This is a genomic window from Roseomonas sp. HF4 (assembly GCF_005222755.1).
In the GTDB taxonomy this organism is placed as follows: Bacteria; Pseudomonadota; Alphaproteobacteria; order Acetobacterales; family Acetobacteraceae; genus Neoroseomonas.
On the sequence record NZ_STGD01000001.1, the window covers coordinates 440,510 to 451,947 of the forward strand.

Consider the following 11,438-nt stretch of genomic DNA (forward strand, 5'->3'; position numbering starts at 1 on the left):
GCCGCGAGCATAGGTCGGGGGCGACCGGTTACAAGACGTGCCGCCCCGATAAGGCCGCCCTGGCCGCTTGCGGCCCCTCGGACTGCATGCGATAGGCAGCACGGGAGTTCGGGGGAGGCAGGATGACCTGGAAACTTGGTCGACGCTGGCTGCTGGCCGCGGCTGTGCCGGCCGTTGCGGCAGCGCGTGGCGCATCGGCGCAGTCCTGGCCTGCGCAGAACATCAGGCTTGTCGTGCCCTTCGCGCCCGGCGGCACCACCGACATCGTCGCGCGCCTGCTCGGCGCCGGGCTCCAGGAACGCCTCGGCGTTTCGGTCGTGGTCGAGAACCGCGCCGGCGCCGGCGCCACGGTCGGCAGCGAGACGGTCGCGCGCGCGGCGCCCGACGGGTACACGCTGGTCGTCTCGAACATCGCGAGCCACGGCATCAGCCCGCATGTCTACCGCAACCGCATGCGCTACGACGCGGTGACCGACTTCACGCACATCGCGCTGGTCGTGACCAACCCGACCGTCTGGGTGGCCAACCCAAATTCCGGCATCCGCACGCTGGCCGATGCGGTCGCGCGGGCGCGGAGCGCGCAGGGCCTCGACGTCGCGACCTCGGGCGCTGGCTCGTCGAACCACCTGATGGTGGTGCGCATGGGGCAGCTGATCGGCAAGGAGCTGAACCACATTCCCTTCCGCGGCGCGGGGCCAGCCATGCAGGCGGTGATCGCGGGCCAGGTGCCGATGATGTCGGACAGCCTGCCGTCCGCCAGCTCGCATATCCGGCAGGGCTCGGTGGTGGCGGTGGCGATGGCGTCCGCCCAGCGGCACAGCGCCTTCCCCGACGTGCCCACCTTCCGCGAGCAGGGCTACGACCTCGCCAGCGATTCCTGGTTCGGGCTCTCGGCGCCGGCCGGCTTGCCTGCGCCGATCGTCGAGCGGCTGAACCGCGAGACGCGCGCCTTCCTCTCGACCGAGGCGGTGCGCGCGAGGTTCGCGGAACTCGGCGGCACGCCGGGCGACATGACGGCCGCGGATTACGCGGAATTCGTAAAGCAGGAGGTGGCGAAGTGGGCGCCCCTCGTGCAGGCTTCTGGCGCATCGGCGGATTGACGCAGGGCGACGCGGCTTGGCGGCGCCGATATCTCAGGGGTGGATGAACGAGCATGAAACTGAACGCCAAGGACCTGATCTCGGCGGGTCTGCTGATGTCATTCGCGGCGGTCGCGCTGTGGCTGAACCTCGACCATACGCTCGGCTCGGCCCGGCGCATGGGCCCGGGCTACATGCCCATGCTCGCCTTCTGGATCCTGATGGGGCTCGGGGGCATCACGCTCGTGCTCGGCCTGTTCAATGGCCCCGACCCGATCGAGACCTGGACGCCGTCCGAGGTCTGGTTCCTGATCGGCGGCGCAGCAGCGGGCACCGTGGCCGGGCTGGCGGCGGCGAGGATGCCGGGCTTCGCATCGGTCGGCTGGAACCCGCTCGGGATCGGCCTCTTTGTCGGCTGCATGGTGGCCAGCATCGTCCCGTCGTGGCGGCCGCTGTTCCTGGTCAGTGGGGCCTTCACGCTGTTCGGCATCGTGCTGGAGCCGCTCGGGCTGATGGTCGCGATCAGCATCTCGGTGATCCTCTCGTCCTTCGCGGACAAGACGCACACGCCGCTCGGCGTCGCGGGCCTGGTCGTGTTCCTCTGCGTGCTGTGCTGGGCGGTCTTCATCTACGAGCTCGACATCCGCGTGCCGGTCTGGCCGCAGTTCTGAAGGCAGGGAACGGACCGTCATGGATCTCATCCAGAACCTCGGGCACGGCTTCGGCGTCGCGTTCACGCTGAACAACCTGCTCTTCTGCTTCATCGGCTGCATCATCGGCACCGCCATCGGCGTGCTGCCGGGCATCGGACCGGTCGCGACCATCTCCCTGCTGCTGCCGATCACCTTCGGCCAGCCGGCAACCACCGCCATCATCATGCTGGCCGGCATCTACTACGGGGCGCAGTACGGCGGCTCGACCACGGCCATCCTGCTGAACCTGCCAGGGGAGGTCAGTTCGGTCGTCACGACCCTCGAAGGCTACAAGATGGCGCGCAACGGGCGCGCCGGCGCGGCGCTGACCGTCGCGGCCTGCGGGTCCTTCTTCGCCGGGTCGGTCGCGACCATCCTCGTCGCCGCCTCGGGCCCGCTGCTGACGCAGGTGGCGCTGTCCTTCGGCCCGGCCGACTACTTCTCGCTGATGTTCCTCGGCCTGATCATCTCAGCCGTGCTCGCGCAGGGCTCGGTCGCGAAGTCGATCGCGATGGTGGCGCTCGGCGTCTCCCTCGGCATGGTCGGCACGGACGTCCAGACCGGCCAGCAGCGCTTCACCTTCGGCATCCCGGAACTCTCGGACGGCGTCGGCTTCGTCTCGATCGCCATGGGCATGTTCGGCATCGCCGAGATCATCATCAACCTCGAGCGGCCGGAATCGCGGTCGGTCATGTCGGGCAAGGTCGGCAGCCTGATGATGACGCGGGCGGAGGTGCGGCGGTCCATCCCATCCGTGCTGCGCGGCACGGCGGTGGGCTCCATGCTCGGCATCCTGCCGGGCGGCGGGGCGGCGCTGTCCTCCTTCGCGTCCTACATGATGGAGCGCAAGCTCTCCTCCCACCGGCACGAGTTCGGCTCGGGCGCGATCGAGGGCGTGGCGGGGCCGGAAAGCGCCAACAACGCGGCGTCGCAGACCTCGTTCATCCCGCTGCTCACGCTGGGCATCCCGGGCAACGCCGTGATGGCGCTGATGGTCGGCGCGCTCATCATCCAGGGCATCCAGCCGGGCCCCCGCATGGTGGAAGCGCAGCCCGACCTGTTCTGGGGCCTGATCGCGTCGATGTGGGTCGGCAACCTGATGCTGCTGGTCATCAACCTGCCGCTGGTCGGCATGTGGGTGAAGCTGCTGGCCGTGCCCTACCGCTACATGTACCCGTCCATCATGATCTTCTGCGCGATCGGCGTGTATTCGCTGCAGAACAACGTGTTCGACGTGTACCAGACGGTGGTCTTCGGCATCTTCGGCTACCTCTGCTCGAAGCTCCGGCTGGAAGGCGCACCGATGCTGATCGGCTTCGTCCTCGGCCCGATGATGGAGGAGCACCTGCGCCGCGCCATGCTGCTGTCGCGCGGCGACTGGGGCGTGTTCATCGAGCGGCCGATCAGCGCGACGCTGCTTGCCATCGCGGCGATCGCGCTGGCCGCGATGCTCCTGCCCAACATCCGCAAGAGCAAGGACGCCGCGCTGCAGGAAGGCGGCTGACGCCGCGGCGCCGACACAGGACGGCAAGGCCGGGGGGGGGGGAAGGAAACTTCTCCCCCCCTTGTCATTCGCCCCCCCCACCTTCCGGGCCCGGCGCCAAATTCCAAGAAAGGGAGGGGGATCGGGGGAGGTTCTCCTCCCCCGACCTTCATCGACCATCCCCGCAGGTCAAGCCATGCGCCCTTCGCATCAGCCCTTCGGCCGCGGCAGGCTGAAGACGCCGCTGGCGCGCAGCACCGGCACGCCGTCGGCCAGGAAGCGACCGTCCACGAACATCAGCCGCGCGGTCCGCCGCAGCAGGGCCGGACGGCATTCCAGCCAGGCGCCGAGCGGCGCCGGCGCCAAGTAGTCGGTGACCAGGCTCACCGTGATGAAGTGGCCGGGCGTGCCCGCCTGCTCCGCGCCCCCGATGCCGAGCGCCAGGTCCGCGAAGGTCGCGAGCATCCCGCCATGCGCGACATCCTGGCTGTTGCAGTGCCGGCGTTCGATCCGCAGGCCGAAGGTGGCGCCGCCGTCATCCGGGCGGCGGAAGATCGGGCCGATCGGCTCCAGGAAGGGCCCGCCCGCCCGGCGCGGCGCGAAGCCCGGCGGGATGGCGCCTGGCGCCTCCGCCCCGTCCGCCGCCCTGCCATCCGCCATGCCCAACCTCCGCCGACGGTGCCCCGGGGGCAGGGCCGTCTTTTCTTCGCCCCGATTGCGTCGCATAGGACGGGATCGTCAGCAACCGGGCCTTCGCCGACATGAGCGCGCACGACACATCGATCCTTCCCGTGATCCTCTCCGGCGGCACCGGCACGCGGCTCTGGCCGCTGTCGCGGGAGGGCTACCCGAAGCAGTTCTGGCCGCTCGCCTCGGACCGGCCGATGCTGGCCGAGACCGCCGCGCGCGCCGAGGGCGCGGGCTTCCTGCCGCCCATGGTCATCTGCAACGAGGCGCATCGCTTCCTGGTGGCCGAGCAACTGCGCGGCCACGGCGCGCGCATCGTGCTCGAGCCCGCCGGGCGCAACAGCGCGCCCGCCATCGCCGCCGCCGCCCTGCTGGCGGAGGAAGCCGGCCCGGGCACCGTCCTCTGGATCATGGCCGCCGATTCGGCCATCACCGACGTGCCCGCGCTGCATGCCGCCCTGGCCCGTGCCGCTGCGGCGGCGCGCGCCGGGCGCATCGTGACCTTCGGCATGCAGCCGACGACACCCGAGACCGGCTACGGCTACATCGAGGCCGGCGCGGCCCTGCCCGGCCTCGAGGGCGTGCACGAGGTGGCGCGCTTCGTCGAGAAGCCGGACGCCGCGCGCGCGGCAGAATTCCTCGCCGGCGGCCGGCATCTCTGGAATTCGGGGATGTTCGTGGCCACCGCCTCGGTGCTGCTGGCCGAGCTCGAGCGCCACGAGCCGGCGCTGCTGGCGGCCGTGCGCGCCTCGGTCGAGGGGGCCCGGCGCGACATGGACTTCGTGCGCCTGGCGCCCGAGGCCTTCGCCGCCGCGCCCTCCATCAGCATCGACTACGCGGTCATGGAGCGCACGCAGCACGCCGCCGTCGTGCCCGCCGCGATCGGCTGGTCCGACATCGGCTCCTGGGACAGCCTCTGGGAGATCAGCGCCAAGGACGCCGCGGGCAACGCCGCGACCGGGCCGGTCGAGCTGCTGGACGCACGGAACTGCATCGTCCGCAGCGAAGGCATCCTGACCGGCGTCGTCGGGCTGGAGGATGCGGTGGTGGTGGTGACCGACGACGCGGTGCTGGCGATGCACCGGTCCCGCGCGCAGGACGTGAAGAAGCTGGTCGACGCGCTGAAGGCGCGTGGCCGGAAGGAGGCGACGGAGCACCGCCGCGCCTACCGCCCCTGGGGCCACTACGAGGGCCTGATCCTCGGCGAGCGCTTCCAGGTGAAGAAGATCCAGGTCCGCCCCGGCGCCAAGCTCAGCCTGCAGAAGCACTTCCACCGCGCCGAGCACTGGGTCGTGGTCTCAGGCACCGCCATCGTGCGCCGCGACGAGGAGGAGATCCTGCTGCGCGAGAACGAGAGCGTCTACCTGCCGCTCGGCTGCGTGCACCGGATGGAGAACCCGGGGATGATCCCGCTCGTGCTGATCGAGGTGCAGTCGGGCTCCTACCTCGGCGAGGACGACATCGTCCGCTTCGAGGACACCTACGGCAGGGCGTAGTTTCTTGCCCTCAGGCGGCGGGCGGCGGCTGTCCGGCCGCCTTGCCTACGCGCCCTGGGCTGCCGCGCCGGGGACCACGGGCGGGATGGGCGCGGTCGCGCTTCGCGCTCGCGGCCCGATGTGGGGCATCGGGCCGGGTGGGGGCGTGGCGCGCCCCCGCGCCCGCGCTCAACCCGCCCCGGCGACCGGCTCCGTCGCCGCTTCCCGCAGCACGCGCAGGATCTCGGCCCCGTAGCGCTCGACGCGCGACCGCCCCATGCCCGGCACCTCCAGCAACGCGTCGATCGAGGCCGGCCGCCGCGCCGTGATGGCGCCGAGCGTGCGGTCGTCCGCCACCACATAGGCCGGCACCGACTGCGCCTGCGCCACCGCGCGCCGCCACATGCGCAGCGCCTCGAAGACCGGGTCGCCCGAGGACACCGCCGGCGCGGCCACGGCGGCGCGGCGGGACGGCGGCTGCACCGTCTCCTCGCGCAGCATCACCTTGTCCTCCCCGCGCAGCACGGGGCGGGCGGCCTCGGTCGCGACCAGTTCCCCGTGGTTCTCGACCGCGACATCCAGCACCCCGCGCGCGACGAGCTGCCGCGCGACGCCGCGCCAGGCACTGTCACTCACATCGCGGCCGATGCCGAAGGTCGGCAGCCGGTCATGCGCGAATTGCGCGACCTTGTCTGTCATGCGCCCGCGCAGCACGTCGACCACGTGGCCCACGCCGAAGCGCTGCCCGGTGCGCACCACGGCCGAGAGCATCTTCTGCGCCGTGACGGTGCCGTCGAACAACCGCGGCGGCGTGCGGCAGACGTCGCAGGCGCCGCAGCGCTCGGCCGCCGGCTCCTCCCCGAAGCAGCGCAGCAGCATCGCACGGCGGCATGTCGCGGCCTCGGCGATCGCGATCATGGCGTCGAGGCGGGCGCGCTCGACGCGCTTCTGGTCGTCCGATGCCGGGCTTTCGGCGATGCGGTGCCGCGCGATCGCCATGTCGCCGGCGCCGAACAGCAGCAATGCCCGGGCCGGCAGCCCGTCGCGCCCGGCGCGGCCGATCTCCTGGTACCAGCTCTCGGGGCTGCGCGGCAGGTCGAGGTGGGCGACCCAGCGCACATCCGGTCGGTCGATGCCCATGCCGAAGGCGATGGTCGCCGCCATGATGACGTCGTCCCCGCGGGAGAAGCGCCGATGCGCGTCGCGCTTGGCGCCGGCATCCATGCCGGCATGGAAGGCGAGCGCGTCGTGCCCGTCGGCGCGGAGCCATTCGGCGGTGCTCTCGGTCTTCGCGCGACTGCCGCAATAGACGATGCCGCAGCCGCCCGCCGCGCGCACCAGGGCGCGGAGCTGGCCGCGCTCGCTCTCGCGCGGCGCCGCCTCGATGAAGATGTTCGGCCGGTCGAAGGACGCGCGGAAGACCGGCGCGTCGTCCAGCCCGAGCTGCCGGCGGATGTCGTCCACCGTGCGCGGGTCGGCGGTCGCCGTCAGCGCCAGGCGGGGCACGCCGGGGAAGCGCTCCCCCAGCACGCCGAGGCCGCGGTATTCCGGCCGGAAATGGTGCCCCCACTGGCTGACGCAATGCGCCTCGTCGACCGCGAACATCGCGATCCGCAGCGCATCGAGGCGCTGCAGCGTGCCATCCAGCGTCAGCCGCTCGGGCGAGACATACAGCAGCTTGAGCCGGCCCTCCCGCAGGTCGCGCAGCACGCCGCGCGCTTCCTCGGGCGGCAGGTCGGAATGCAGCGCGGCGGCGGCCACGCCCTGCTGGCGGAGTGCCGCGACCTGGTCCTCCATCAGCGCGATCAGCGGCGAGACGACGACGCCGACCCCGTCCCGGCACAGCGCCGGCACCTGGAAACAGAGGCTCTTGCCGCCGCCCGTCGGCATGAGCACGAGCGCGGAGCCGCCCTCGGCGGCATGGCGGATGATCTCCTCCTGCCGCCCGCGGAAGCCCTGGTGCCCGAAGACGCGGCGGAGGACCTCCCGCGGGTCCTCCGTGGTCATGCTCAGCCGCCCGCGCGGATCTCGACGCGGCGGCTCTCGGTCGGCACCGCCTCGAAGGGCACGGGGCCGCGCGCGACGATCCGGATGCGGTCCCGCGCGACGCCGTTGGCGGCCAGCGCGTCGGCAACCGCCTGTGCCCGCGCCTCGGACAGGGCGCGGTTCTGCGCCGTGCTGCCCGCGGGGCCCGCGAAGCCCAGGACCGTGACCGGACCGGTGCCCTGCCGGGCGGCGGCGGCGGCGCGGCGCACCACCTCGATCGCCTCGCCTTCCAGCGTCGCGCTGTCCTCGGTGAAGAAGACCGTCACCGCCGGGCGGGGCGCTTCGGTGGCGCAGGCCGCCGCCAGCAGGGCGGGGGCGGCGGCGAGGAGGTGGCGGCGGCGCATCGGGTCGACTCCAGGGTTCGCGATGCGCCTTGGTCGCGCGAAGCGCCCTTCCACGTCAACGGGCGCCTCGGGTCCTCAGGAACCGTTTAAGAATGCGCCTTCGGGCGCATTCCGATGTCCGGCACCGGCGCGCTCCCCCACCCGGCCAGCCAACGACAGTATCCAGGATGGGTGGCCGGGTGGGGGTGTGGGCCGGTGCCGGCACGCTCAAACGGTCTCTCAGCGCGAACAGGCCGCGCCGCCCAGCACGCAGAACTTCGCGCAATGGGGATGGTTCAGCGCGACGGGGCGGGATGCCTCGGCCAGCGTCGCGCCCAGTTCGAAGCGGGCGTCGTAGGGCAGCAGGGTGCAGGCCACGACCGCCGGGCCCGCCGCGCCCCTGCGCTTCACCACCATGCGCGACGACGCGCACATCATCTGGCCCGGCGCCTTGCCGAGGATGCCCCAGCAGGCCTCCGTGATCTCGGGGACGTCGACCTCGTCATCCATCTCGGGGAAGAGCATCAGCGCCACCGGGTCCGTCGCTTCGATCGCGACGCCGTGCGCGGCGAACAGCGCCGCATACCCCTGCCGCATGGCTGCCTCGTCGCCGCCGCCGAAGCCGGCGCGGCCGGCGACGTGCAGCGCGAAGCCATGGCGCGCGAGCCAGGCGAGACCCTCCATCGTCCTGGCGAAGGTCCCCTCCCCGCGCTCGAGGTCGTGCAACGCGGATTCGTGATGGTCGATCGAGACGCGCAGCGTCAGCCGCGCGCCGAATTCCTCGCGCAGCGCCAGCAGCGCCGCGGCATGGTTCATCATCGGCTTCATGGCGTTGGTCAGCACGAGCGCCCGGTGCCCGCGGACCAGCACGTCGCGCAGCATCGCGGGCAGGTCGCGGTTCAGGAAGGGCTCGCCGCCCGTGAAGCCCACCTCATCGAGCGGCGCGCCCATCGTTGCGGCCTCGTCCAGGTAGGCCGCGACCTCGGCGGCCGTGATGTAGGCCAGCGCGTCGTTCTTCGGGCTGCTCTCGATGTAGCAGTTGCGGCAGGTGATGTTGCAGAGCGTGCCTGTGTTGATCCACAGCGTCCGCAGCCCTTCGAGCGCCACGGCCGCGCGGCGCTCACCCTTCGCGGTCAGGACGGGGTTCTGGAACTTCGCGGGGTCCAGCGGCTTCGGCCTCGCAATGACAGTCGCGTTCAAGGGCGCGTCTCCGGCTTGATTGATCCAGGGCAAGGCATGGCCGCGACGGCGGCCGTAGATGCGGCGCGTCCGACCCGGGCAGGCGACGTGCCGCCGGGCGGTCTGGCAAGGAAGGAGAACGTCATGGCCTCGCGTGATCCCGTGCCTGATAAAGCGTCTTCGCCGGATGTCTTCGGGACGTTACAGCGCGAAGTGAACCGGGTTTTCGATCAGATGTTCGGCGGCGGCCCGGCCGCAAGGTTCGGCGCCTTCGCGCCTTCGCTCGAGATGAAGGAAGGCGACGGCGCCCTGGTCGTCACGGCCGAATTGCCGGGGATGGAGGAGAAGGACATCGAGCTCTCGGTGGACGGCGACATCCTGACCATCTCGGGCGAGAAGAAGCAGGAGAAGGCTGAGGAGAAGGAAGGCTTCCACCTCTCCGAGCGCAGCTACGGCGCCTTCCGCCGCAGCGTCCGCCTGCCCTTCGGCCCCGACCCGGCCAAGGCGGAGGCGTCCTTCGAGAAGGGCGTGCTGCGCGTGACCCTGCCGCGCCCGCCGGAAGCCGCGCCGACCACGCGGCGGATCCCGATCGGGGGCGCGACGGGGGGCTGACGGCTGGACGGGCGGGGTAGGAGAGACTTCTCCCCCCGTACCCCCCCTCAGTATTCTTTGCCATTTGGCGCCCCGCCTTCCAGGACCAGCGCCAAATGACAAGGCAGGGAGGGGGAACGGGGGAGGTTCTCCTCCCCCGCGCTTCACCAGCCCTTCGGGAAGCCCAACACGCGACGGAAGCCGGGCCGATCACCCCGCCGCCGCGATCGCCCGGCCGCCGACCAGCCGCAGGATGCGCCCCGGCCGCTCCACCCCGGTCAAATGGTGCAGGATCAGGATGACGCTGCGCCCGGCCGTCGCCTCGTCCAGCGTTTCGAGGAAGGCGCGCTCCGTATCGGCGTCGAGGCCCGCGGCGGGCTCGTCCAGGATCAGCACCGGCGCCGCCGAGAGCAGCACGCGCGCCAGCGCCAGCCGCCGCGCCTGCCCGCCCGAAAATCGCACCCCGCCTTCCCCGCACATCGTGGCGAGCCCGTCCGGCAGGCCGCGCACCACCTCGCCCAGCTGCGCGCGGTCGAGCGCGCGCCAGAGCTCCGCATCCGCGGCCTCGGGCGCGGCCAGGCGAAGGTTGGCCGCGATCGTGTCGTCGAACAACCGCGCATCCTGCGTCAGCCAGGCGATGCGGCGGCGCACCTCGGCGGCCGGCAACGCGGCGATGTCGACCCCGCCCAGCGTGATGCGCCCGGCCTCGGGGGCCGCGAATTTCAGCAGCAGCGCCGCCAGCGTGGACTTGCCCGTGCCCGAGGGGCCGAGCAGCGCCACCCGCGCCCCCTCCGGAACCTCGAGGTCGAGCCCCTCGAACACGCGGGGCCGGTCCGGCGCCCAGGCGAAGGTCACGCCCGAGACCTTCAGCGCATGGCCCTTGGGCGGCGCGGCCGGCGCGGCGGGATCGGGCACGGGCTCGGGCGTGTCGGCGGCCTCGAACAGGCGGCGCGCGCCGGCGCCGGCGGCGGCCAGCGCGGCGCCCGCGCGCGGCATCAGCCCAAGCGCCTCGGCCGCCGCGATGGCCAGGAACACCGCCATCAGCCCGGCCGCCAGCCCGTCCTGCCCCGCGGCCAGCGCCCAGGCCAGGCTGCCGAGCAGCGCCGCCTGCACCAGCAGCGACCCCGAGGCCCCGCCCCAGGCGGCACGCCGCGCCAGCGCGCGCTGCGCGGCGGCGAGCGCGGCACCCTCCGCCGCCACGCGGGCGGCGGCGCGGGCCTCGCCATTGGCGGCCAGCGTGTCCTCGATGCCGGTCAGCGGGTCCACCACGGCGCTGCGGAGCGCGCCCTGCGCTTCGGCGACCTGCCGGCCCGCCTCGGCGGCGGCGGGTGCCAGGACCAGCGGCAGCACCAGCGCGGCGGCCAGCGGCGCGGCCAGCAGCGCGGCCAGCAGCGGGTCGGTGGCGCCCACCACCAGCGCCATCGCCAGGATCACGGCCAATGAGGCGGCCGCCGGCACGATCACGCGCAGATAGAGCCCGTCGAGGGATTCGACATCCGCCACCAGCCGCCCGAGCAGATCCCCCGCGCGGCGCAGGCCGAGCCCGGCCGGCAGGCGCTCGGCCAGCCGGCCGAAGAACCAGACCCGCATGTCGGCCAGCGCCCGGAAGGTCGCCTCGTGCGTCACCAGGCGGTCGAGGTAGCGCGCCACCGGCCGGAACAGCATCACCGGCCTGAGCCAGATCAGCGCGGCAAGCCCGAGGCCCGCCAGCGCCACGCCGCCCGCCTGCCCGTCCACCACCGCGCCCGCGATGACGCGCCCCGCCAGCACAAGCAACGCCAGCCCGGCCAGCGCCGAGCAGACCGCCGCCACCACGCCGGCCGCAAGCCAGCCCGTCCGCCCGCGCCAGAGGCCGAGGATCCGGAGCAGGTCGCGCGCCATCC

The 11,438-nt window shown here is 72.7% G+C and carries 10 protein-coding genes; 5 read left to right on the plus strand and 5 right to left on the minus strand.

Translation table 11 applies throughout. From position 1 onward, the window contains the following. Window positions 1-122: 122 nt before the first annotated feature. The 3 genes from E8M80_RS02140 to E8M80_RS02150 are packed head-to-tail and all read left to right on the plus strand — an operon-like array spanning window position 123 to window position 3,275. Window positions 123-1,100, plus strand: coding sequence for a tripartite tricarboxylate transporter substrate binding protein (locus E8M80_RS02140; RefSeq protein ID WP_137123993.1), 978 nt, complete (start codon window positions 123-125; stop codon window positions 1,098-1,100). Between the two features lie 53 nt (window positions 1,101-1,153). Next, window positions 1,154-1,750 carry a hypothetical protein gene (locus E8M80_RS02145; protein WP_137123994.1) on the plus strand — a complete coding sequence of 199 codons (597 nt, stop codon included), beginning with the start codon at window positions 1,154-1,156 and terminating at the stop codon, window positions 1,748-1,750. Window positions 1,751-1,769: 19 nt separating this feature from the next. After that, complete coding sequence (locus tag E8M80_RS02150; protein ID WP_137123995.1) at window positions 1,770-3,275, plus strand: tripartite tricarboxylate transporter permease; 1,506 nt, start codon at window positions 1,770-1,772, stop codon at window positions 3,273-3,275. Window positions 3,276-3,464: 189 nt separating this feature from the next. Here E8M80_RS02150 and E8M80_RS02155 read toward each other — a convergent pair whose 3' ends face one another. Next, window positions 3,465-3,914, minus strand: coding sequence for a PaaI family thioesterase (locus E8M80_RS02155; RefSeq protein ID WP_170979150.1), 450 nt, complete (start codon window positions 3,912-3,914; stop codon window positions 3,465-3,467). 101 nt (window positions 3,915-4,015) lie between these two features. On the opposite strand from E8M80_RS02155, the gene E8M80_RS02160 reads away from it, so the two are divergent. Continuing rightward, complete coding sequence (locus E8M80_RS02160) at window positions 4,016-5,437, plus strand: mannose-1-phosphate guanylyltransferase/mannose-6-phosphate isomerase (protein ID WP_137123997.1); 1,422 nt, start codon at window positions 4,016-4,018, stop codon at window positions 5,435-5,437. A gap of 168 nt (window positions 5,438-5,605) precedes the next feature. Here the strand turns inward: E8M80_RS02160 and recQ are convergent, their stop codons facing one another. The 3 genes from recQ to E8M80_RS02175 all read right to left on the minus strand — a co-directional run bounded on the left by recQ (window position 5,606) and on the right by E8M80_RS02175 (window position 8,985). Further along, window positions 5,606-7,423 carry a DNA helicase RecQ gene (recQ, locus tag E8M80_RS02165; protein WP_137123998.1) on the minus strand — a complete coding sequence of 606 codons (1,818 nt, stop codon included), beginning with the start codon at window positions 7,421-7,423 and terminating at the stop codon, window positions 5,606-5,608. A 2-nt stretch (window positions 7,424-7,425) separates the two neighbouring features. Further along, window positions 7,426-7,806, minus strand: coding sequence for an OmpA family protein (locus tag E8M80_RS02170; RefSeq protein WP_137123999.1), 381 nt, complete (start codon window positions 7,804-7,806; stop codon window positions 7,426-7,428). A 219-nt stretch (window positions 7,807-8,025) separates the two neighbouring features. Beyond that, a complete protein-coding gene (locus E8M80_RS02175; RefSeq protein ID WP_170979151.1) occupies window positions 8,026-8,985 on the minus strand; it encodes a radical SAM protein in 960 nt (319 codons plus the stop codon). 192 nt (window positions 8,986-9,177) lie between these two features. Between E8M80_RS02175 and E8M80_RS02180 the strand changes: the two genes are divergently transcribed. Beyond that, entirely contained in the window at window positions 9,178-9,576 is a 399-nt protein-coding gene (locus tag E8M80_RS02180; RefSeq protein WP_206035545.1) for an Hsp20/alpha crystallin family protein, read from the plus strand. A gap of 189 nt (window positions 9,577-9,765) precedes the next feature. Here E8M80_RS02180 and cydC read toward each other — a convergent pair whose 3' ends face one another. Beyond that, a complete protein-coding gene (gene cydC / locus E8M80_RS02185; RefSeq protein WP_137124001.1) occupies window positions 9,766-11,436 on the minus strand; it encodes a thiol reductant ABC exporter subunit CydC in 1,671 nt (556 codons plus the stop codon). Window positions 11,437-11,438: the final 2 nt, after the last annotated feature.